This window comes from Ruegeria arenilitoris, from assembly GCF_013031355.1.
In the GTDB taxonomy this organism is placed as follows: Bacteria; Pseudomonadota; Alphaproteobacteria; order Rhodobacterales; family Rhodobacteraceae; genus Ruegeria; species Ruegeria arenilitoris_C.
The window spans coordinates 228,473-251,155 of the sequence record NZ_WPZO01000001.1 but is presented as its reverse complement, the minus strand read 5'-3'; the positions used below and the strand labels follow the sequence as shown (position 1 = coordinate 251,155).

Genomic DNA, 22,683 nt, shown 5'->3' with positions numbered 1-22,683 from the left:
CCTCAATCCTCCTTGTGGTGAAACAGGGTTCGGAACAGGTTCTGGATGTCCGGGCTGTCGAAATGCTGGAAATTGGCAATCACGCGGTCGCGCTCGGCCTTTTGGCGTTGGTCGAGCACGGCGATCAACCCGCCGACAGACATGGCGAGTTGCGCATTTGCCCGACCTTGCGCGTTGCTTTGGGATGCCACGAACGCCAACAACGCCTCTTGCTGGACCGAGTAGTCATTGAACAAGCCCAGATTATCCTGCAACTTTTTCAATGGCTTGATGAGTGTTTTGAAATCACCCTTGTCGAACAGAGGGCCGAAAAACTCCATCAAATAGCGCAGTTTCTTGCAGTCGATCCGCAGGTCATGCACGATCTCATCCGGTGTTTCCGATGTGATGCCGCGGGCCAGCTTGCACACCTTGCGATACCGTTTCCAGATCAGCGCACAGGCATAGCTATAGGCCCCGCGATCCGCATTTGGACCAGGTTCCAACCCTTTCAAGTCGGCGAATAAAGCTGCCAACTCCTCCATCTTCTTGCCATAAGCCGCGCTGCGAAAACGCCGGGTCAACGCGGCCAGCGCGCGGGTGCGTTCCTTGGCGAATTGGGCGAACATCGCCTCAGCACCTTGATGAAGGTTGGGCGGTATCAAATTGAAGTAAATGTCTTTTTCCAGAAGGTAGACATCCAGATCCCGCACTCGCCCAGTCGGGGCCATCAGATCCGAGAATTCGCGTTTCAGAGTTTCGGTCTGTTCCGGTGAGAATACACCTTTGAACAGGCTCAACACCGACCGGACCCTGCGCAGCGAGACGCGGTAGTCGTGCAGGAACTCGGTGTCGATATCAGCGATCACGCCAGCCTCGTTCTGGCGTGCGACGGCCAGATAGGTGCGAATGATATCCGCCGCCACTTCGATGGAAGGCTCCTGTGTGCCCAAAGTAACATCGGGCTTTGCGTTATAGGGGATGGCGCCAGGAAACAGGCTTGCAAACACCGCCTCAAACCCCGAGGCCGCCATGGTCTTCAGCGCCGCGCAGACAGCGTGAAAGGCACGGTCATAGCCGCGCATCGGCTGCACGTTCAGAAGGGTCGCCTGCCCCTCCTCCGTAGATAATGTCACAACGCTGCCCCGAACCTGCGTCTTTTGCAGGTCATCCAACACCGCAAAATTTCCGGATTCGATCAGGCCCGAGCCCATGCATATCAACGCGCGCAATTTGGGGAACCCCGTCACCGCCGTTTTCACAGGGCCGTCCGGCAGGTCCTGAACGAACTTTCCTTTGCCGGTACAGGCCTGCCCCAGAACATCGCCGTCGGCCTGCAGCAATTGCAATGCGCCGTCGGCCTCAATCAGCAACTGCCCTTCTGACCGAAGCGACTGATCATGACAGTCCAGCAGGTCAAACGGTCGCGCGGTTGCTGGCATCTCGAATTCGGGCGTCAGCCCCTTGAGCGCGTCGGCAAACCCCGCCAGATCGAATTTGCCAGAAACGATGAAAAACCCACTTGCCTGCCCCATCACGAATGACCCTTTTTCGGCGTATCCAGATAGTCATTCACCAAAGTCTCGATGATCTTCCGGATGCTCGTCCCCTCTTCGATTGCCCGGATCTTGAGGGCTATCAACGTCTCTCCGTCCAACCCAATAGAAGTGTTCTTTTTTCTCTTGTCAGGCGTTTCGCCGGCTTCCGTGTTCTTTGACATGGCCAACCTCCTGACAGCATAACGTCATGAAATCGCAGGGCAGCCTATCTGGCAAGTCAGATGTTGCACAAACCCTGCGTCAGGTCGACATCACTGCTCCACAGGGCTATGAGTTGGGCATGTCCGATCCCGTCTCTTCAATCCGCAACCTTGGCCCAGCTTTCGAACAGGCCTGCGCCCGCGCAGGGATTCACTCGGCGCAGCAATTGCGTGAATTGGGTCCAGATGAAGCCTATGCCCGCTTGGTGCGTGCCGGAACCCGGCCACATTTCATCGGCTACTACGTGCTGGTGATGGGGTTGCAGGGACGGCCGTGGAATGACTGCAAAGGCGATGAGAAAAATGCCCTGCGTCAGAGGTTTGACGCGATCAAGGGCAGTGTCCGCGCCGCGCCTGAAACTCAGATGATCTCGGATCTGGACGCGGTCGGCGTGCGGGTCTCGGTGGACGACCTCAAGCCGGTATGAAAAAAGCCGCACCCGTTACCGGGAGCGGCCCATAAATCCGATCTGATGGCGGATTAGCCGACCAGTTCGATGCCCGAGAAGAAGTAGGCGATCTCAACAGCTGCGGTTTCCGGAGCGTCCGAACCGTGGACCGAGTTTTCACCAACCGATTCAGCGAACTCGGCGCGGATGGTGCCGGGGGCTGCATCTGCGGGGTTGGTTGCGCCCATGACTTCGCGGTTCTTGGCAATGGCGCCTTCGCCTTCCAGAACCTGAACAACGACCGGAGCCGACGACATGAATTCGCACAGTTCGTCATAGAACGGACGCTCGGCGTGCACTTCGTAGAACTTGCCGGCTTGTTCCTTGGTCATGTGGATGCGCTTTTGCGCAACGATACGCAGGCCGGCTTCTTCGAACTTGGCGTTGATTTTGCCAGTCAGGTTGCGGCGGGTTGCATCGGGTTTGATGATCGAGAATGTGCGTTCCAGTGCCATGTCGGCCTCTCCTTAACATAAGGCGCGGGGTCGCGCCGAAATCCATCGCGCGCCGCCTAACACGGTATTTGGCTCATGAAAAGTACAATGATGAAACGGCGTGGATTTGCCGATCAGATTGTGTCGAGTGCCGTGTTCAACTGGTCGATCCAATGCGCGCAGGGCCCCGGCCAAAATGCCGACAGCGCCACGGGCGCTTGGCGGAGCAGAACCGATACCCGAGGATGATAGCCCCGAAAGCGCGAAGGATTGACGCAGTCTTCTGTATGAGCTTTTAATTTCCGACTTTTTTTGTCAGCTATGCATTGCGCGAACAGAGACAGAAAGCAAAATGAGAGCATCACGATGAAAATGACACTGACCCTGATCGCCGGTTTGACGGCAACCACCGCATTGGCCGCTGATCTTGCGGTGCCGCTGACATACGAAGTCTTTGAAACCTCAGTGGCCCACACGGATCTGGAAACCTGCCCAAAGAACTTGCCCCAAACCGAAACCTTTTGTCGCGCAACGCTATACCATGATGAGATCCACGTATTTGCCTTTAGCGAAAACGGCGACAGCCCCATGGTTGGCTTCAACTCTTACCCGTTAGAAGAGATCGCGTTGCACCTGAAATGATATCAGGCAGCCAGCCTTAGCCAGCTTTGCCCTGATCAATCCCATTGACAAGGCTCGGGCGGTGCCTCAGTGCTCGGGCCATGTTACGGATCGAAGACATCACCTATGCGGTCGAAGGCCGCCCCCTGTTTGACGGCGCCAGCGCCACCATTCCTGACGGCCACAAGGTTGGACTGGTGGGGCGGAACGGCACCGGCAAGACCACCCTGTTCCGTTTGATACGAGGCGAACTGGCGCTGGAGTCGGGCAATATCGTGCTGCCGAAACGCGCTCGGATCGGCGGTGTGGCACAAGAGGTACCCTCCTCCGATGTGTCGCTGATCAACACGGTGTTGGCCGCCGATACAGAGCGCAGCGCACTGATGGCCGAAGCCGACAGCGCCGAAGACCCGGCGCGTATTGCCGAGATTCAGACCCGTCTGGCGGATATCGACGCTTGGTCGGCCGAGGCGCGCGCGGCCTCGATCCTCAAGGGACTTGGGTTCGACGATGAAGACCAGCTGCGCTCCTGTTCGGATTTCTCGGGCGGTTGGCGGATGCGCGTGGCGCTGGCGGCAGTGCTGTTTTCTCAGCCCGACTTGCTGCTGTTGGACGAACCGACCAACTATCTGGACCTCGAAGGCGCGCTGTGGCTGGAGAGCTATCTGGCCAAGTATCCTCATACTGTGATCATCATCAGCCACGACCGTGGGTTGCTGAACCGGGCCGTGGGGTCGATCCTGCATTTGGAAGACCGCAAGCTCACCTACTACGCGGTGCCCTACGACAAGTTCGCAGAACGCCGCGCCGAACGTCTGGCGCAGGCGGAATCCGAGAATGCCAAGGCCAAGGCCCGCATCGCCCATCTGCAGAGCTTTGTGGACCGGTTCCGTGCCAAAGCCTCCAAAGCTGTACAGGCCCAGTCTCGCCTGAAGATGATTGAGCGCATCCAGTTGGTCTCGACCCCGCAAGAGGCAGCACTCCGTGCGTTCAGTTTCCCCGAGCCCGAGGAACTGTCCCCTCCTATCATCCATCTCGAAGGCGGTGTGACGGGCTATGGCGAGACCGAGGTCCTGCGTCGCCTGAACCTGCGAATTGATCAGGACGACCGGATTGCGCTGCTTGGCAAGAACGGTCAGGGCAAATCGACCCTGTCCAAGCTGCTGTCCAACCGCCTGCCCCTGATGGCGGGCAAGATGACCCGCAGCAACAAGCTGCGCATCGGCTATTTTGCACAGCATCAGGTGGATGAGCTGCATGTGGACGAGACACCCCTGGACCACCTGCGCCGCCTACGCCCTGATGAGGCGCCGGGTAAGTGGCGCTCGCGTCTGGCCGGGTTCGGGCTGAACGCGGACCAGGCCGAAACTCTGGTCGGGCGGCTGTCCGGTGGTCAGAAGGCGCGCCTGTCATTGCTGATCGCGACCATCGACGCGCCGCATATGCTGATCCTTGACGAGCCGACCAACCACTTGGACATCGAAAGCCGCGAGGCTTTGGTCGAAGCGCTGACCGCGTATTCCGGTGCGGTGGTTCTGGTCAGCCACGACATGCACCTGCTGTCGCTGGTCGCGGACCGGCTCTGGCTGGTCTCGGATGGCACGGTCAAACCCTTCGACGGCGACCTCGAGGCCTATCGCACCATGCTGCTGGCCCGGGACAAACCGGTCAAAGTGAAACCGCAGACCGCCAAGCCCAAGCGCCCCTCGCGCGAGGCGATGCTGGCCCTGCGCTCCGATCTGCGCAAATGCGAGGACCGGATCGAAAAACTGACGGATATGCACGACAAGCTCTCGGCCAAGCTGGCGGACCCGGCTTTGTACGAGGACGATAAGATCAACGATCTTGAAACCTGGAACCGGAAATTCGCCGAGGTCGTCGAAGCCATGCAAAAAGCCGAGGCCCTATGGGTCGCCGCCGCCGAACGTCTTGAAAACGCCGAGAATGCCGCATGATGGATCTGGCCTTTTTCATCACCGCCTTCACCACCCTGTTCGTGGTGATCGACCCCTTCGGCACCACACCTATCTTTGTGGCGCTGACGCAGGACATGGACGCCAAAACCCGCCGCAAAACAGCGATCCGCAGCTGCCTGACGGCTGTCTGCATCCTGATCGCTTTCGCAGCTTTTGGCGAAGCCGTTCTGGGTTTTGTCGGTATCTCGATGGCCGCCTTCCGCGTTGCTGGTGGGGCGCTCTTGTTCCTGACCGCGCTGGACATGCTTTTCGAACGCCGCACCAAACGGCGCGAGGACCGGGCCGAGGAAGAGGAGCATCCCGACCCTTCGGTGTTTCCCCTGGCTATTCCGCTGATCGCCGGACCGGGTTCAATTGCAACGATCATCCTGCTGGCCGGCCAGCACCCCGGTGTTCTGGGAATTATCGAAGCCTGCATCGTCATGCTGGCGGTGATGGCCGTGGTTCTGGCCTTCTTCCTGTCCGGCGGCCTGATCGCTCGCATTCTTGGCAAGACTGGCCTGAATGTCCTTACCCGGCTGCTGGGGATGCTGCTGGCGGCGCTGTCGGTTCAGTTCATACTGGACGGCCTCAAGGCCTTTGGTTTTGCATCTTAAATCCCCATATACGTTAAAGTGAATCTAGTAAGGGGTACGGTATGGAAGGTGACTTTGGACGTTTGGTGTATCTGGTCGTGCTTGGCACGGCGGTGCTGTTCTGGTTCATCTCGCAGAACCGCCAAACCCTGAACAAAACCATGCAGCAGGCCATGGCCTGGGTGTTTATCTTTGTCGGCGTCATTGCCGTTGTTGGCCTTTGGGAAGATATCCGCTCGACCGTTGCCCCCGCCCCGCAGATGACCGTCACCGGCGAGACTATTGAAGTGCCCCGTGCCTATGACGGCCACTATTACCTGCCCGTGCTGGTGAATGGTGAGCCGATCAATTTCCTCGTCGATACTGGTGCCAGCCAGATTGTGTTCAGCGAACAGGACGCCAGACGCATCGGCGTTGACCCCGACCAATTGAATTATATCGGTCGCGCGTCGACCGCGAACGGAGAGGTGCGCACCGCGCCCATCCGGCTGGACAGTCTTGAGCTGGGCCCGATCACCGACCACGGCGTTGCGGCCTGGGTCAATGAGGGTGATTTGCGTCAGTCGCTGCTGGGCATGGACTATCTGCACCGGTTTTCGAATATCCAGTTCACCGATGGCCGTATGATCCTGTCGCGATAAAAGGGTCTTTGGCGGCACTCCCCGATTGAGAACAAAATGAGAACATGCTAGATTGATGGCATGTCTACAAACCTTCTTGGCCGCAAACCCGCGCGTGAGGCGCCGGGGCTGGCCCTGCACCCGCAGATCACCCTGCAACTGGCCCGCGTGCACGAGGCCTGTGGCCCCGCCCGGCGCAGCTTTGCCATGTGGTTGGCAGGTCAGGCGCAGGGGCCGGTGCTGTGGATTTCGCCCGCGTGGGAACCCGACCAGTTGAACCCCGACGGTATGATGCCCTTTGCCGATCCCGCCCGGTTCATCTTCGTCCGCCCCACCCGCGCCGAGGACTTGTTATGGTGCATGGAAGAGGCCCTGCGCAGCGGAGCGATCCCGCTGATCATCGGCGATCTGCCCGGCGCGCCTGGCCTGACGCCGGTGCGGCGCATGCATCTGGCCGCAGAACAGGGTGGCGCGATGGGGCGGGCTCCGCTGGGTCTGCTGCTGACGCCCGGCGATGGCGGCGCGCAAGGGGTTGAGACTCGCTGGCACATGGCCGCGACCCATCAGGGAGAGGCCCGCCGCTGGACCCTGACCCGTCGGCGCGCCCGCGCCCTGCCCCCGGTCAGTTGGCGAGCCACCCAGACCAAACCGCGCGCCGGACTGAACCTGCAACGGATCGAGACCGAAGATGTTTTGGTGTGACACCTCACGAGGATCACAAAACTTGTGACTGGCAAAAGCCCCGACCCCGTCCTAGCGTTCCAGCATGAGCCACCCAATCCATGACAGCCGCTATTCCTGGATACGCCTTCTGATCACGCTCGCCATCGCCACGGTGGCAAATGTGGGCATGTGGGCGGTGATCGTGGTGATGCCCGCAGTTGAGGCGCAGTTCGGAGCCGGCCGGGCCGAGGCCTCTTTGCCTTATGTGCTGGCCATGATCGGTTTTGCGCTAGGGAACATGTGGCTGGGGCAGATGGTTGACCGGCTGGGCGTGACCAAGGCGCTGATCGGAGCTGCAATTCTAAGCGCAATCAGCTACCTACTGGCGACATGGGCACCGAATATCCTGCTGCTGTCGGTGGCGCATCTGCTGTTGGGGCTGGGCACGTCGATCGGGTTTGGGCCGCTGATCGCTGATATCTCGCACTGGTTCATGCGGCGGCGCGGGATCGCCGTCGCGCTGGTGGCCAGCGGGAATTACCTGTCCGGGGCGATCTGGCCCACCCTCCTGTCGGGCATTCTGGCCCGCGACGGTTGGCAGCAGGTTTATCTGACGCTGGCGGTCATAACCTTGGCAGTCGTAATCCCCCTATCCCTTCTTCTACGCCGTCAAGTCCCGGTCGAAGCGCACAGCACCGCCGCCGCCAATGCGCAGATCAACGCCCGCAGCGTTGGAATATCGCCACGCGCCCTGCAATACATTTTGGGTCTAGCCGGGATCGGCTGCTGCGTGGCGATGTCGATGCCGCAGGTTCATATCGTCTCTTACTGCGTCGGCTTGGGATACGGCCCGGCCGTCGGGGCCGAGATGTTGTCGCTGATGCTGCTGGGCGGGGTGGTCAGCCGGGTGATCTCGGGCCTTGTGGCCGACAAGCTGGGTGGGGTCATGACCCTACTGATCGGCTCAGTCCTGCAATGTATCGCTCTGTTCCTGTTCCTGCCTTATGACGGGATGGTCTCGCTCTACGTCATCAGCTTGCTGTTCGGACTGGCGCAGGGCGGTATCGTGCCCAGCTATGCCCTCGTGGTCCGCGAATACATGCCCCCGCAAGAGGCCGGCGCCCGCGTCGGGTTCGTCATGATGATGACGATCATGGGTATGGCTCTGGGTGGCTGGATGTCCGGCTGGATTTACGACGTGACCGGTAATTATCAACTGGCCTTCATCAACGGCATTTTGTGGAACGGCTTGAACATTGCCATCCTGCTGTTGCTGCTGAACCGTTCACGCCCCCGCAGGCAGGAGGCCTTGGCATGACCCACCTGACCCGGCGCACGCTTCTGGCCGGGTTGGCCACACTGCCTCTGACCCGCCCGGCCCACGCTGGCCAGAGCCGTTACGTGCTGGTGCCCAAAGGAACATCCGTTGCCTTCACCTTCGATCTGTCAGGCCTCGCCCAGTCCGGCACCATGCCGATCCAGTCGGCAGATATTCGGATCGACCTGAGCAATCTGACCAACAGCCGCGTCAGCGTCACCCTGAACGCCGCCGAATCCCGCACCAGACTGCCGTTCGCCCGAAACGCGATGCTGGGCCCAGACGTTCTGGATGTCGCACGGTTTCCGACCATTCATTTTGTATCGACCAGGGTGCAGCTGGGCGAAGGCGGGCGTATATCGCGCGGGGCGAAAGTCATCGGTGACCTGACCCTGCGCGACGTCACGAAACCGATTGCTCTGCAGGCCGACCTCTTTCGCCCCTCGGGCAGCGCGTCGGACAATCTGGACATGCTGTCCATCCGCCTGACCGGCGCGCTGAACCGTCACGATTTCGGCGCGTCCGGCTATGCCGATCTGGTGCAGGACACCGTCGGACTGGACATACGGGCCGAGATCAAAAAAGCGGAATAGGCAAAAAACGACGCCTCCGCGTCGATAAGGCGCGCGCATTACCGGAATATTGAGTAAAGCTGGGCCCATCATGCGCACGATCATTTCCTTTGCCGCCCTTTTTCTTTCCGTCATTCTGCTGCAGCTTTCCACCGGCGGCGTCGGACCGCTGGACGCCATCTCGGGCATTACACTGGACTTCACGACCGAGCAGATCGGTCTGTTGGGGTCGTCGCATTTCCTTGGTTTTTTCATTGGTTGCTGGTGGGCCCCGCGGCTTATGGGGAACGTCGGACACTCACGAGCCTTTGCCGTTTGTACGGCCTTGGGGGCGATGGGGCTGATCGGGCACACACTGACTGACAACCCTTATTTATGGGCCCTGTTGCGGATTGCCTCGGGCACCTGCGTTGCAGGCAGCTACACCGTGATTGAGGCCTGGCTGAATGCCAAAGTCACCAACGAAACCCGTGGGCGGGCGATGGGGACGTATCGGTTCGTCGACATGGGGGCGTCGCTGGGGGCGCAGTTGATCATTGCCGTGCTGCCGCCCGCCTCGTACGTGTCCTATAACCTGTTGGCGATCCTGTGTTGCGCTTCGCTATTGCCGCTGACACTGACCCGGGCCAGCCAGCCGATCACACCTGACGCCCCCCGCCTGCGACCTAAACTGGCCTGGCGCAGTTCGCCCCTGGCGGTGGCGGGTGTGATCGTTGCGGCGCTCAGCTCGGCCTCTTTCCGCATGGTCGGCCCCGTTTACGGGCAGGAAGTCGGTCTGGGGGTGGATCAGATCGCGTTCTTCCTCGCGTCATTCGTACTGGGCGGAGCACTGGCGCAGTACCCGTTGGGATGGCTGGCCGACAAATATGACCGGCGCTGGGTGCTGATCTGGCTATCCGGTGCTGCCGTCCTCAGCTGTGGTGTTACGATGGCCGCATCCGGCACCGGTACGCTGGGTGTTATGCTGGCCGCTGGAATCTTTGGCCTGACAACCTTTCCGATCTTCTCGGTATCCTCCGCACACGCAAATGACTTTGCTACCACGGAAGAACGGGTGGAATTGTCGGCCGCGCTGATGTTCTGGTACGCGTTGGGGGCAATTGCCTCACCCTACATCTCATCCACGCTGATCCAGGAATTTGGCCCAGGTGCCCTGTTCGCCTTTGTGGCAGCCGGACATATGGTTCTGATCGTGTTTGGCGTCGCCCGGATGCGCTCGCGCCCGACACCGGACGAGCGGACCAACTATGTCTATGCGCCGCGCACCTCGTTCACCATCGGGCGGCTGCTCAAGAGGTCGCGCGAGGAATAAAGCCCGGAGCGTTACTCCGGCGGCGAGGACGGGATCATTTCATCAAGCAAGGCACCTGCCTCATACCCCAAGAGGTCAACTTCCATACGCGCCGGATCGCCGAAGGCCCAAGCGCCGACAAGGCGTTGCATCTTCTCATAGCCGACGAAATCAGCCATCGCCTTGTTGCCGTGCGCATTTTCGGCAAACATTATCTGACCCGCCGCTACCTTTTGCGGCATCACGCGTTCCAGATACAGTTCGACGACATTGATCCCGGTCACATTGGAGCCGCCGTGATGTACGACATACATCTCGTCCCAGACCTTTTCGCTGACGCCGGCACGCGCATCAGACACAGCCTTGTGCAACGCGGAAAGCTCGGCCCGCGCCGCTTCGCGCATGTTGGCTGCCCAGACCGGTCGCATGTCGTTGATCGCATCTGAGACATCCTGACGGTTGAGGGTGCCGCGCTGGACCGCCGCATTGGTGAAGGTGCGTGCGGCCTCAAGCATTTGCCGTTGCCGGGCGATTTCTTCTTCTGGCAGGTCGAGCTTCTCTATCCACGGCAAAAGCGTGTCGATTTCCTGCGTAATGGCCTCAAAGTCCTTTTTCCACCTTGCATCGTCATCGTTTTCTTTGGGCCACGGTGTAACGGCACCGATAATCCCCAGAAGAACGTGGGATGTGGATTTGAAGATCAGGTAGTTTGGCGCGTCCCTTGGAAACGACACCTGACCATCCTCGGACAGGATCGTCACATCCCGAGCAATCACCATGACCGGCCGTGTCTGCGCCGTCAGTTCATCCTGACCGCGGTGGAAAATCGACAGCATCGCTTTGTCAAAACTGTCAATCGCATCCAAGGCTTTGCCTTGGTCTGCTTGGCTGCTCGGCGTCAAGAAAAGGGTTAAACAGAGAATTGCGGACGCCTGCATCAGGCGATGAACCAAGAATAGCTTCATTTTATCCCCCCTGAAAAATATGCACGCCCATCATACACGGTTAGGGACCATCACGCGAAGACCATGCTGGACATGCAGTTATCCGTCGTTTCGGGCGTTTACCGGCGAAACCGGGCTTTTGCTGACCGATCACATAAGGTAGACGGGCGCGCAGATAGATACGTGGAAACGCAAAATGGCTCGGATTCTCATCACCTCGGCGATCCCTTACATCAACGGGATCAAGCACCTCGGCAACCTGATCGGCTCGCAATTGCCTGCCGACCTGTACGCGCGCTACCAGCGTGGCCGGGGGAATGAGGTCATGTTCCTATGTGCCACGGACGAGCACGGCACGCCGGCCGAACTGGCCGCTGCCAAAGCGGGCAAACCCGTCGCGGAATACTGCGCGGACATGTATGCCGTTCAGGCCGACATCGCGCAGCGTTTTGGTCTGAGCTTCGATCACTTTGGCCGCTCGTCCAGCGAGCAGAACCGCAAGCTGACCCAGCATTTCGCGGGCAAGCTGGACGATGCCGGGCTGATCCGCGAGGTCAGCGAAAAACAGGTCTATTCAAACGCTGATCGCCGTTTCCTGCCCGACCGTTATATCGAGGGCACCTGCCCCAATTGCGGTTACGAACGTGCGCGCGGCGACCAATGCGAGAACTGCACCAAGCAGCTGGACCCGACCGATCTGATCGAGCCGCGCTCGGCCATTTCCGGCTCGACCGATCTGGAGGTGCGCGAGACCAAACACCTGTATCTGCGTCAGTCGGCAATGAAGGATCAGCTGGACGCGTGGATCGACAGCAAGACCGACTGGCCGATCCTGACCACCTCAATCGCCAAGAAGTGGCTGCATGACGGCGACGGCCTTCAGGATCGTGGTATCACCCGCGATCTGGACTGGGGTGTGCCTGTCAAAAAAGGTGATCAGGACTGGCCGGGGATGGAAGGCAAGGTCTTCTACGTCTGGTTCGACGCGCCGATCGAATACATTGCCTGCGCCAAGGAATGGGCGGATGCCACCGGCAAATCTGATGCCGATTGGGAGCGCTGGTGGCGCACCGACAAAGGCGCCGATGACGTGCGTTATGTCCAGTTCATGGGCAAGGACAACGTGCCCTTCCACACCCTGTCTTTCCCGGCGACCATTCTGGGTTCGGGCGAGCCGTGGAAGATGGTCGACCACCTGAAATCCTTCAACTACCTGAACTATGACGGTGGCCAGTTCTCGACTTCTCAGGGCCGCGGTGTGTTCATGGATCAGGCGCTGGAAATCCTGCCCGCCGATTTTTGGCGCTGGTGGCTTCTGAGCCATGCGCCGGAAAGCAGCGACAGTGAGTTCACGTGGGAGAACTTCCAACAATCAGTGAACAAAGACCTCGCCGACGTGCTGGGCAACTTTGTCAGCCGGATCACCAAGTTCTGCCGCTCGAAGTTCGGCGAAGCCGTGCCGGAAGGCGGCAGCTATGGCGAACGCGAACAGGCGCTGATCGAAGAACTCACCCGTCGTGTCCGCGCCTATGAAGGGCATATGGAGGCGATGGAGGTTCGCAAATCCGCGCAGGAGTTGCGAGCGATCTGGGTGGCGGGCAACGAATATCTGCAGGCCGCTGCCCCTTGGTCCACGTTCAAGGAAGATCCGGAACAGGCGGCAACACAAGTGCGCCTGGGTCTGAACCTGATCCGTCTCTACGCCGTTCTAAGCGCCCCGTTCATCCCCGAAACCTCGGCGAAGATGCTGAGCGCGATGAACACGCTGGACACCGGCTGGCCCGAGGATGTCGAGGCCGCGCTCAGCGCCCTGCCCGCGGGTCATGAATTCACCGTGCCGGACGTTCTGTTCGCCAAAATCACCGACGAGCAGCGCGAAGACTGGCAGACCCGGTTTGCCGGAACACGCGACTGATCCAAAACTCAATGTCGAACACAAAAACGGGGGCCCGCGCGGCCCTCGTTTTCGTTTTTCCGGCGGGAAATTGAAAAAGCGGACTTAAGAAAATCAGCCTAAGTTCGCCTGACGGCGCGAAAAATTCTGCCGACCGGAACGATTAATTCGCATTCAAGAAGCTTGAGATATACACGCAAAACAGCCATCCTGACCAGAAATTCACTCGACTCGTCGGGGCGGTCAGTCAGCCCGGGCGCATGATCCATAGCTTTAACGAGGCGCCTGCCATGTCCCTTGCATTGAAGAACTCCAAATCCCGCTTCTACGGGCCAGCCGTTGCCGCTTTGGTCTGTATGTGCATGGCAAATGCGGCCCTGGCGCAGGATGAAAGCGACGCCCCGCCCCCTAAGGTGTCCATCGCTGCGGCTTATACGCAGGAAATCACTGAAGAAGCTGTTTTCATCGGTCGTGCCGAGGCGATCGACAAGGTTGACATCGTAGCGAGGGTTAACGGATTTCTTGAAAGCCAGGAAGTAACTGACGGTTCACTCGTAAGCAAAGACGACTTGTTGTTCACGATCGAACCCGATCTCTATGAAGCCACACTCGAAGCCCGCAAGGCCGATTTGGACCGTGCTGAGGCCAATCTGGAACTGGCAAAGGTAGAGCTGGCCCGAAAGGAAGAGCTTTACCTACGCGACGCGACCCCCGAATCCGAGCGGGACATCGCACGTGCGAATGAACTGGTCGCCGAGGCTGAAGTCAAATCAGCCCATGCCGCAATCCAGCAAGCTGAGCTGGACCTGAGCTATACCAAAATTCACGCCCCCTTTTCCGGGCGTCTCGGCCGCGTCGCCACAAGTGTGGGCGACGTGGTTGGGCCGACGAACCCTCCTCTTGTGAATCTGGTCAGCGAGGCGCCGATCTATGTGAACTTTTCGTTGAACGAAAAACAATTCACTACGGTTCTTGAGCAATATGGTGAGAGCGCAGCCTCGTTGGCCGAAAGCAGCAAAAGTCCAAACGTGCACTTAACCCTGCCCAACGGCACCAATCTGGATGAAACCGGCAAGATCGTCTTCGTTGACAACCGCATCGACCCTCTGACAGGCGCAATTGCAGTTCGGGCCGAATTTGATAACACCGCTCGTTTGATCGTCGACGGTCAGTTCCTGAGCGTTCAGATCGAAGCTTTGGAGCCAACACTTGAGGTCCTGATCCCTCAGGCCGCGCTGCAACGTGACCAGCGAGGAGAATTCGTGTTGGTCGTGAATGACAAGCAGATGGTCGAGCAGCGCTATATCACCACCGGAGACACCGTCGAGACTGCAATCATCGTAAAGGATGGCCTGCGCGAAGGTGAAAGCGTCATCGTCGAGGGCCTGCAAAGGGTTCGTCCGGGTGTGGCCGTGGATGCGGTCGTGGCCTCTGAGCAGCCGGGAGAGTAACCGATGTTCTCTGCCCTGTTCATCAGCCGGCCCAAGCTGGCGCTAGTTATTTCGCTTGTCCTGACCATCATGGGCATCATCGGCTACATGGTTCTGCCGGTGGCCCAGTTTCCGGACATCACGCCGCCCGTGGTCAGTGTGTCCACCACCTATACCGGCGCAAATGCCGAGACGGTGGAAAACACCGTCGCTGCGCCTATTGAGGCACAGGTGAACGGCGTGGACGACATGATCTATATGACGTCCACCTCGTCCGACAACGGCTCGTATTCGCTGAACATCACGTTCGAGGTTGGCACCGATCCCGACATCGCCTCGGTCAACGTGCAAAACCGGGTGGCGCAGGCGATGTCTTCGCTGCCGACCGAGGTGACGTCCTCGGGCGTGGTCACGCAGAAGGCGTCGACCAACATGCTGTTGCTGGTCACGCTGACCTCGCCCAACGGCACCTATGACAGTGTGTTTCTGTCGAACTATGCCTCGATCAACCTGAAAGATGCTCTGGCACGGGTTCAAGGCGTTGGTAAGGCGGACGTTCTGACCAATCTGGAATACGCCATGCGGATCTGGATGGATCCGGACAAAATGGCTGCATTGTCCATCACGCCTGGTGACGTAATCAGCGCCATCCGCGAGCAGAACGTTGAAGTGTCGGCCGGCTCGATCGGTGCCCCCCCTGTTCCCGAAGGGCAGACGTTTCAGTACACGATCAAAACCAAGGGGCGCCTGACCTCAGCCGCCGAATTCGGTGAAATTGTCATTCGAACCGGTGACGCGGGTTCGATCGTTCGGGTCAAGGATATCGCACGGGTTGAACTGGGTGCGCAGTATTATGCGGCCTCGGGTTACTTTGACAGTGTTCCTGCAACCGTCATCGGTATTTACCAGGCCCCCGGCGCAAACGCATTGGCTGTGTCCGAGCGGGTCCAGGCAGAACTTGACCGCCTGTCGCGCAGTTTTCCGACGGACGTGGAATTTGACGTTCCTTTCAACACCACCGACTTTGTGGAACAATCTCTGAACGACGTGATCACGACCCTGATCCTGACCTTTACTCTGGTGATCTCGGTTGTGTTTGTTTTTCTGGGCAGTTGGCGGGCAACAATCATTCCGGCCGTTGCGATCCCGGTGTCTCTGATCGGGACATTCGCTTTCCTGCTGTTGTTCGGAATGTCGCTGAACACGATCTCGCTGTTTGCGCTGGTTCTGGCTATCGGGATCGTCGTGGATGACGCGATTGTTGTGGTCGAAAACGTCGAAAGGATCATTGCCGACGAGGGGCTGCCCCCTGCCGAAGCCACCCGCAAGGCCATGGGTCAGATCACCGGCCCGGTGATTGCGACCACGCTGGTTCTGCTGGCTGTGTTCGTACCGGTGACCTTTATGCCGGGTATCTCGGGGCGGCTTTATTCGCAGTTCGCCGTGACAATCTCGACCGCTGTTGTGATCTCGTCGATCAACGCACTGACCCTGTCGCCGGCCTTGTGCGGGCTGGTTCTGCGCGCCCGCTCGGGCCCGCCAAAGGGGTTGCTGGCCGTCTTCGAGAATTTCATCGGCGGCATTCGCAGCGGGTATGTAGCCATCGTGCGCAAGCTTCTGATCCTGCCGGTCGTCGGTCTTGGAGTCATCGTTGCGCTGGCGATGGGCACTGGTACCATCATGTCCAACACGTCCAGCGGCTTCCTACCCCTTGAGGATAACGGCTATCTGTTCGTTGATATTCAGCTGCCCGACGCGGCAACGCTGGAACGCACCGAGATTGTCTCGGCTCGGGTAGACGACCAGATTCAGGAAATCCCCGGCGTAGCAAGCACCGTTCTGATCAACGGATTCTCGATCCTGAACGGGACCACGACGAACGGCGCAGCGATCTTTGTGAACCTCGACAACTGGGATGAGCGTCAGGAAGACGATCTGAGCGCGGACGCGATCCTGCAAAAGGTCCTGGCCATCGCCTATGGCGAGTCCGCGGCCTCGATCGTGGCTTTCAACCCGCCGCCCATTCAAGGCCTGGGTATGTCGGCCGGTGTCGAGATGGAAGTCCAGCAGACCGGCGGCGGATCGCCTCAGGATCTGGCCTCGGCCGTGGGGTCGTTCGTTTATGCGGCGAACCAGAGGTCTGAAATCGGTCAGGCCTACACCACCTTCCGCGCAAACGTGCCGCAGCTGTTCGTTGATCTGGACCGCGAAAAAGCCAAGACGCTGCAAGTGTCCGTGGCCGAAGTGTTCCAGACCATGCAGGCCCAGTTGGGGTCGTACTACGTGAACGACTTCAACCTGTTCGGCCGGGTCTATCGCGTGATGATCCAGGCGGATGGCAGCTATCGCGACAAGGTCGATGATATCTCGAACCTTTACGTGCGTTCGACAAAAGGTGAGATGGTCCCTCTGGGTACGCTCGTTGATGTTGAGAACGTGCTGGGGCCGGTCCTGCTGAAACGCCACAACCTGTTCCGCTCGGCAACCGTGACGGCGGTTCCTGCCCCGGGGCTTTCCACAGGTGATGCGATCACCGTCATGACCGAGGAATCGGCCACCGCCCTGCCCCCGGGTTATGCGTTCGAATGGACCGGGACAGCGCAACAGCAGCTGGCTTCTGGCAGCCTGGTAATCGTCATTCTGGGTCTGGCGATCCTGTTCGGCTATCTGTTCCTTGTCGGGCAATATGAAAGCTGGACGATGCCGGTTTCGATCCTGCTGTCGGTGATTGTCGCCCTGTTCGGAGCGGTGGCCGCGGTGGCCATCGTTGGCAGTGACATCAACCTCTATACGCAGATCGGGATGATCATGCTTGTGGGGCTGGCGTCGAAAAACGGCATTCTGATCGTTGAGTTTGCGATGGAACAGCGGGCCAATGGCCTGTCGATCAAGGACGCCGCCGTCGAGGCCGCTTACCAGCGTTTCCGCGCGGTGATGATGACCGCGCTGTCCTTCCTGCTGGGTGTTGTGCCGCTGCTGGCGGCCAATGGTGCGGGCGCGGCCAGTCAGCGAGCCATCGGTGTCGCGGTGTTCGGCGGTATGTTGGCGGCCACACTGGTCGGCGTCATTCTGGTACCGGTTCTGTATGCCCTGATGCAAAGCCTCAGGGAGTGGATCAAGGGAACCAAGAACGATCCGGGACCTTCCGAGGAAGCGGCGTAAGTCAAAGAAAAGCCCCGCCAAATCGGCGGGGCTTTTTTTCTTAGGCAGCGGCTTGCGCGCAGCGCTGTGACATCCAGTCTTCAATCCGGGCAATTTGGTCGGTCGTCAACCGCAGACCCAGTTTGTTCCGGCGCCAGACCACATCCTCGGCCTTGCGCGCGTATTCCCTGTCCATCAGCCATTCCAGTTCACGCGCAGTCAGCGTAGCACCAAAATCCTCGCCCAAATCCCCCGAGGATTTGGCATCGCCCAGAATAGCGCGGGCTTCGGTGCCATAGGCTCGCACAAGACGTTCAGCCCAGGCGCGATCCAGAAAGCTGTAATCCGCCTCAAGCCCAGCCACCAGATCCTGCACCCCATCGACAGGGAAATCACCGCCGGGCAAGGAAACGCCTGCTGTCCAAGGTCCGGGCAGGTCTGCGAAATGCTCGGCCACTTTCTCCAACGCACTTTCGGCCAGCCGCCGGTAGGTCGTGATCTTGCCGCCAAAGACATTCAGAACGGGCGCCCCGCCCTGCGCGTCGACCTTTAACGTATAGTCCCGCGTTGCCGCCGTCGCGCTGCTGGCCCCGTCATCGTACAAAGGACGCACGCCGGAATAGGTCCAGACAACATCCTCTCGGGTCACCGGCCTCTTGAAGTATTTCGTCGCGAAGGCGCACAGATAGTCCTGCTCGGCCTCGGTACAGATCGGAGGTTCGGACGGGTTCGGATGATCCTGATCTGTGGTGCCGATCAGGGTGAAGTCGCGCTCATACGGGATGGCAAAGATGATGCGGCCATCCTCACCCTGAAAGAAATAGCATTTGTCGTGGTCAAACAGCCTGCGGGTCACGATATGGCTGCCGCGCACCAGCCGGACACCTTCGCGCGAGTTCACGCGGACTTTCGTCTGGATGATATCGCCAACCCACGGGCCGCCAGCATTGATCAACATTCTGGCACGAACCACACGTGTCTCGTCGCTGTCACGATCCCTGAGCGTCACTTCCCACAAGTCGTCTACGCGTTCCGCCGAAAGAACCTCGGTGCGCACCATGATCTTTGCCCCGCGCGCCTCGGCATCGCGGGCGTTGAGGACAACCAACCGGGAATCCTCGATCCAGCAATCCGAATACTCATAGGCCGTCTCGAACTTGTCCTGCAGCGGCCGCCCTTCCGGTGCGGTTTTCAGGTCCAGCGCGTCTGTGCCCGGCAGGATTTTGCGCCCACCTAGATGGTCATACATGAACAGACCCAGACGGATCAGCCAGGCCGGACGCCGACCCTTCATCCACGGCATCACCGTGCTGAGTAGGCGCGAGGTCGGGGTTTCCGAGTCAAAGCGCATATCCTCGTGATACGGCAGCACAAATCGCATCGGCCAACTGATATGCGGCATTGCGCGCAGCAGGGTTTCCCGCTCGATCAACGCCTCGCGCACCAAGCGGAACTCGAAATATTCCAGATACCGTAACCCACCGTGGAACAGTTTGGTCGACGCCGAAGACGTCGCCGAGGCAAGATCGTTCATCTCGGCCAAGGTCACCGACAGCCCGCGCCCCGCCGCATCGCGGGCAATGCCGCACCCGTTGATGCCGCCGCCAATAATGAAAAGGTCAGAGACCTGTTCCTGTGTCTGTTTCATATCCGGGTGATTCCCCATTGGTGGAAGACGCGCGCTCATTAACCTTGGGAGGCCTCGTTTCGTCAACGTTTGTTTTCGTTTATGTTCGTTTTGTCACAGATATAGTCAATTATTGCGCCTCTTGATGTCATTCTGTTGAATATTCCGAAAAACAGAACAAAAACGAACTCACCCAATCTGGAGCCAACCGTGTCCCTATCTTTTCGCCAGTCCGATATTCTGAACATCGCCAAACAGGACGGCCGCGTGATGGTCGAAGATCTGGCCGCGCGGTTCGAAGTAACGGTTCAGACCATTCGCCGAGACCTGTCGGAACTGGCCGACATGGGAAAGCTCGACCGCGTGCATGGCGGCGCGGTGTTGCGATCGGGCGTATCCAATATCGGCTATGAAGACCGCCGCGCCCTGAACGCGGACACAAAGGCGCGCATCGCGCAACACTGCGCGCAGGATATACCGGACGGAGCGTCCGTGTTTCTGAACATAGGCACCTCGACCGAGGCCGTTGCCCGGCAGTTGCTGGGCCACAAGGACCTGATGGTGGTCACCAACAACATGAACGTCGCAAACATCCTGGTCGAAAACCCAGATTGTCAGATCGTCGTGGCTGGCGGCGTGCTGCGTCGCTCGGATGGGGGGCTAATCGGCAACCTGACAATCTCAACCATCGAACAGTTCAAGTTTGACTATGCGATCATCGGCTGTTCCGCACTGGACATAAACGGAGACCTGCTGGACTTCGATTTTCAGGAAGTGCGCGTCAGCCAGACCATCATCTCACAGGCGCGCAAGACCTGCCTTGTTGCAGACCAGTCCAAGTTTCAGCGTACCGCCCCGGCGCGGATTGCTTCATTGTCCGAGGTGGACGTGTTCTATACCGACCAAGCCCTGCCCAACGATCTGACCCGCAAATGCAAGGAATGGAACACGCAGGTAAAGCTCTGTGGTTGACGTTAAGTAATTCGCACTAAAGATGAATCCAAGTCACTGGTTCTTGCCAGACTGATCTTCGCCTGACACACTCGCGCATATTGCAATCGTCGCACGGGAGGGGAGATCCGGGCCATGATAGCGCTTTTGTTTGCGTTACTTACAGCCACGATGGGGCTGAATTACTTTAATCGCACGACAGCCGCCAATGTGCTGTTCTTTTTCACGCTGGCGTTGAGTGTGTATTGGCTGAATTTCCACGCCACCAGCCACCTGACAATCCAGTTGTAGGAGAGCCCGGATGACACCTGAACTCTCACGCACTCTGAATGCACTTGGCATGTTGGCGGTCAGCATGGTGCTGTTGCTGGCCTATGTCTATCAGCTGAAACTCTACGAACTGCCCTGCCCCTTGTGCCTGTTACAACGTGTTGGCTTTGTCGCCGTGGGCGTGGGTCTGGGGCTGAACCTTCTGTACGGTGCCCGTCCCCGGAATTACGGCATCATGCTGCTTGGCGCGATGTTTGGTGGCAGCGTCGCCGTACGCCAGATCCTGCTGCATATCGTGCCGGGTACCGGGCACTACGGCTCACCCGTGCTGGGACTGCATTACTACACCTGGGCAGCGATCTGCTTTTTCCTGATCCTGCTGGGCACGGCACTCATGCTGATGTTTGACCGTCAGTACAACAGCGAACCTCAGCCCCGCTTCGGCGGTAGCCTACTGGCGAAAGCCGCGTTCTTCATCATGTTCGGTTTGGCCGCACTGAACGCGGTCTCGACCTTGGTGGAATGTGGACCGGGTATCTGTGCCGATCCTCCCACCAGCTATAAATTGATTGACGAAATGGGTGGCAACGGCTGAGGATGAGTCAACCTTCCCAAAAGGAGGCACGAGCATGGGACTACTGGGACAGCCGCTTGGCTTTTACGACTATCTGACATTCGTGGCACTGATATTGCTGCTGGCGGCAGTAATGGCGCTGTTTCTGTTCATCATGGGGCTGCCCGGGCGGATCGCGATCAAGCGCAACCATCCCCATGCCGAAGCCGTCAAGATCATGGGCTGGATGGGGTTTCTGGCCGTTGTCCCTTGGGTTCACGCCTTCATGTGGGCATTCCACGATGGCGTCACGGTCGATATTCGCCGCACGCCCGACGACGAGAAAGACGCCATCCGCAAGGAAATCAAACGGTTGGGCGGTTCGGTAAAGGAAGAATACCGCGACCCGCTGGACCCTGACGACACCCAGAAGAGCTAAGGCCAAAGGAATTCACAGACTATGTTCGTCGCCCTCGGCATTACGCTGTTCTACATCATTTTTGTCTGGTTCATTTTTTTCAAAGTCCAATGGCTGAAATTCAACATCACCTGGGGGATCGTCACCTTTTGGATTGGCGCCCACCTGTTGCTGGTGTTTCTGGTGGCGCTGCGTTTCTTTCAGCCCTTCTCGATCGACAGCCATGTTGTGCGGTCAACCATCCAGATCGTACCGCGCCTGACCGAGCCGACCATCCTGACAGAGGTGCTGGTCGAGCCGAACACCGAGGTCAAGAAGGGCGATCCCCTCTATCGCTTTGACGACACCGTATTCTCGCTTGAGGTCGAGGAGGCCACCGCGCAACTGGTTGCTGCCGAGCAGAATGCCAAGATTTTGGAACAGGATGTCATTGTCGCCGCGGAAAACGTAGAACGTGCGAATGCGCAATTGGCCTACGCGCTAACGCAACAGGCACGCTATGAAAATCTCGTGCCTGCGGGCGGCGCACGTCAGGACGAGTTGGACCGATGGAACGAACAGGTCACGGAGGATCAGGCGCAGATCAAAGAGGCCGAAGCCAATCTGGAGAAAGCGCAATTGGCGCTGGATTCTCAGATTGACGGAGTGAACACGGGTATCCTTCAGGCGCAGGCTCAACTGGAGAAAGCCCAGTACTTCCTTGATAACACGACGATTTACGCACCCGAAGACGGCATGATCGTGTCGCAACAGGCCCGCCCGGGTCTGGTTGTGGGTGATATCCGCCTGGGGGCAATCGCCAGCTTTGTCACAAAGGACAACCCCTACATTCTGGCCACCTATCGCCAGCAGAACCTGAAATTCGTCGAAGTTGGGCAACCGGTTGAGGTCGCGCTTGATCTCTATCCCGGTGAAATTCTGAACGGCAAGGTTGAGGCGATCTGGTGGGCCACTCGTCAGGGTCAGTACCTACCCTCGGGCCGCCTGCCCGGGTTCGAGCTGCCGAAACTGCCGGGTCGCATTGCAGTACAAATCTCGGTCGACATTCCCGACGGTCACACCTTCCCTGCTGGTGGCCACGCGGCGGTGGCAATCTACACCGGACAGGGCAAAAGTTTCGAGTTCCTGCGGCGCATCAACATCCGCCTTTACTCCTTCGCCAACTTCATCCGACCACTGGATATCTGAGGACGCATGA

22 protein-coding genes are annotated in these 22,683 nt (G+C 59.0%); 17 read left to right on the top strand and 5 right to left on the bottom strand.

Annotated elements, in window-relative coordinates; translation table 11 throughout:
• Positions 1-2: 2 nt before the first annotated feature.
• Both GOX63_RS01220 and GOX63_RS01215 read right to left on the bottom strand, forming a co-directional pair.
• Positions 3-1,514: a CHAD domain-containing protein gene (locus GOX63_RS01220; protein WP_170324667.1), complete on the bottom strand. Its 1,512-nt coding sequence runs from the start codon at positions 1,512-1,514 to the stop codon at positions 3-5.
• Positions 1,514-1,699 carry a hypothetical protein gene (locus GOX63_RS01215; protein WP_170324666.1) on the bottom strand — a complete coding sequence of 62 codons (186 nt, stop codon included), beginning with the start codon at positions 1,697-1,699 and terminating at the stop codon, positions 1,514-1,516. The genes GOX63_RS01220 and GOX63_RS01215 overlap by 1 nt, the downstream gene beginning before the upstream one ends.
• A 119-nt stretch (positions 1,700-1,818) precedes the next feature.
• On the opposite strand from GOX63_RS01215, the gene GOX63_RS01210 reads away from it, so the two are divergent.
• Positions 1,819-2,166 (top strand): TfoX/Sxy family protein, encoded by a 348-nt coding sequence (locus GOX63_RS01210; RefSeq protein WP_170325509.1) that lies wholly within the window; start codon positions 1,819-1,821, stop codon positions 2,164-2,166.
• A 53-nt stretch (positions 2,167-2,219) separates the two neighbouring features.
• Here the strand turns inward: GOX63_RS01210 and ndk are convergent, their stop codons facing one another.
• Entirely contained in the window at positions 2,220-2,642 is a 423-nt protein-coding gene (gene ndk / locus GOX63_RS01205) for a nucleoside-diphosphate kinase (protein ID WP_068334875.1), read from the bottom strand.
• A gap of 345 nt (positions 2,643-2,987) precedes the next feature.
• Here ndk and GOX63_RS01200 point away from each other — a divergent pair, with 345 nt between their 5' ends.
• The 8 genes from GOX63_RS01200 (at position 2,988) to GOX63_RS01165 (ending at position 10,278) form a co-directional block, all read left to right on the top strand.
• Positions 2,988-3,263, top strand: coding sequence for a hypothetical protein (locus tag GOX63_RS01200; RefSeq protein ID WP_170324665.1), 276 nt, complete (start codon positions 2,988-2,990; stop codon positions 3,261-3,263).
• An 80-nt stretch (positions 3,264-3,343) separates the two neighbouring features.
• Entirely contained in the window at positions 3,344-5,197 is a 1,854-nt protein-coding gene (locus GOX63_RS01195; protein ID WP_170324664.1) for an ABC-F family ATP-binding cassette domain-containing protein, read from the top strand.
• Positions 5,194-5,814 carry a MarC family protein gene (locus GOX63_RS01190; RefSeq protein ID WP_170324663.1) on the top strand — a complete coding sequence of 207 codons (621 nt, stop codon included), beginning with the start codon at positions 5,194-5,196 and terminating at the stop codon, positions 5,812-5,814. Before GOX63_RS01195 ends, GOX63_RS01190 begins: the two co-directional genes overlap by 4 nt.
• Positions 5,815-5,855: 41 nt before the next feature.
• Positions 5,856-6,434, top strand: a complete 579-nt coding sequence (locus tag GOX63_RS01185) for a retropepsin-like aspartic protease family protein (RefSeq protein ID WP_170324662.1) — start codon at positions 5,856-5,858, stop codon at positions 6,432-6,434.
• 60 nt (positions 6,435-6,494) lie between these two features.
• A complete protein-coding gene (locus GOX63_RS01180; RefSeq protein ID WP_170324661.1) occupies positions 6,495-7,115 on the top strand; it encodes an ImuA family protein in 621 nt (206 codons plus the stop codon).
• Positions 7,116-7,179: 64 nt separating this feature from the next.
• Positions 7,180-8,394: an MFS transporter gene (locus GOX63_RS01175; protein WP_170324660.1), complete on the top strand. Its 1,215-nt coding sequence runs from the start codon at positions 7,180-7,182 to the stop codon at positions 8,392-8,394.
• Entirely contained in the window at positions 8,391-8,987 is a 597-nt protein-coding gene (locus GOX63_RS01170) for a YceI family protein (RefSeq protein WP_170324659.1), read from the top strand. Before GOX63_RS01175 ends, GOX63_RS01170 begins: the two co-directional genes overlap by 4 nt.
• Positions 8,988-9,057: 70 nt before the next feature.
• The gene (locus tag GOX63_RS01165) at positions 9,058-10,278 is read left to right on the top strand and encodes an MFS transporter (RefSeq protein WP_170324658.1); all 1,221 of its coding nucleotides are present in this window, start codon (positions 9,058-9,060) and stop codon (positions 10,276-10,278) included.
• A gap of 11 nt (positions 10,279-10,289) precedes the next feature.
• Here GOX63_RS01165 and GOX63_RS01160 read toward each other — a convergent pair whose 3' ends face one another.
• Positions 10,290-11,222 carry a hypothetical protein gene (locus GOX63_RS01160; protein WP_170544563.1) on the bottom strand — a complete coding sequence of 311 codons (933 nt, stop codon included), beginning with the start codon at positions 11,220-11,222 and terminating at the stop codon, positions 10,290-10,292.
• Positions 11,223-11,397: 175 nt separating this feature from the next.
• Here GOX63_RS01160 and metG point away from each other — a divergent pair, with 175 nt between their 5' ends.
• The 3 genes from metG to GOX63_RS01145 all read left to right on the top strand — a co-directional run bounded on the left by metG (position 11,398) and on the right by GOX63_RS01145 (position 17,687).
• Complete coding sequence (metG, locus tag GOX63_RS01155; protein WP_170324656.1) at positions 11,398-13,116, top strand: methionine--tRNA ligase; 1,719 nt, start codon at positions 11,398-11,400, stop codon at positions 13,114-13,116.
• Between the two features lie 335 nt (positions 13,117-13,451).
• On the top strand, positions 13,452-14,546 hold the full coding sequence (locus GOX63_RS01150) for an efflux RND transporter periplasmic adaptor subunit (RefSeq protein ID WP_437436602.1): 1,095 nt from the start codon (positions 13,452-13,454) through the stop codon (positions 14,544-14,546).
• Between the two features lie 3 nt (positions 14,547-14,549).
• The gene (locus GOX63_RS01145) at positions 14,550-17,687 is read left to right on the top strand and encodes an efflux RND transporter permease subunit (protein ID WP_170324654.1); all 3,138 of its coding nucleotides are present in this window, start codon (positions 14,550-14,552) and stop codon (positions 17,685-17,687) included.
• Between the two features lie 40 nt (positions 17,688-17,727).
• Here GOX63_RS01145 and glpD read toward each other — a convergent pair whose 3' ends face one another.
• Complete coding sequence (gene glpD, locus GOX63_RS01140) at positions 17,728-19,314, bottom strand: glycerol-3-phosphate dehydrogenase (RefSeq protein WP_170324653.1); 1,587 nt, start codon at positions 19,312-19,314, stop codon at positions 17,728-17,730.
• A gap of 189 nt (positions 19,315-19,503) precedes the next feature.
• Here glpD and GOX63_RS01135 point away from each other — a divergent pair, with 189 nt between their 5' ends.
• The 5 genes from GOX63_RS01135 (at position 19,504) to GOX63_RS01115 (ending at position 22,673) form a co-directional block, all read left to right on the top strand.
• The gene (locus GOX63_RS01135) at positions 19,504-20,265 is read left to right on the top strand and encodes a DeoR/GlpR family DNA-binding transcription regulator (protein ID WP_170544561.1); all 762 of its coding nucleotides are present in this window, start codon (positions 19,504-19,506) and stop codon (positions 20,263-20,265) included.
• Between the two features lie 114 nt (positions 20,266-20,379).
• The gene (locus tag GOX63_RS01130; protein WP_170544557.1) at positions 20,380-20,535 is read left to right on the top strand and encodes a DUF5993 family protein; all 156 of its coding nucleotides are present in this window, start codon (positions 20,380-20,382) and stop codon (positions 20,533-20,535) included.
• 10 nt (positions 20,536-20,545) lie between these two features.
• Positions 20,546-21,109: a disulfide bond formation protein B gene (locus GOX63_RS01125; RefSeq protein WP_170544554.1), complete on the top strand. Its 564-nt coding sequence runs from the start codon at positions 20,546-20,548 to the stop codon at positions 21,107-21,109.
• 34 nt (positions 21,110-21,143) lie between these two features.
• Positions 21,144-21,506, top strand: a complete 363-nt coding sequence (locus GOX63_RS01120; RefSeq protein ID WP_170324649.1) for a DUF3302 domain-containing protein — start codon at positions 21,144-21,146, stop codon at positions 21,504-21,506.
• Between the two features lie 21 nt (positions 21,507-21,527).
• Positions 21,528-22,673: an HlyD family secretion protein gene (locus GOX63_RS01115; RefSeq protein ID WP_170544551.1), complete on the top strand. Its 1,146-nt coding sequence runs from the start codon at positions 21,528-21,530 to the stop codon at positions 22,671-22,673.
• Positions 22,674-22,683 lie beyond the last annotated feature (10 nt).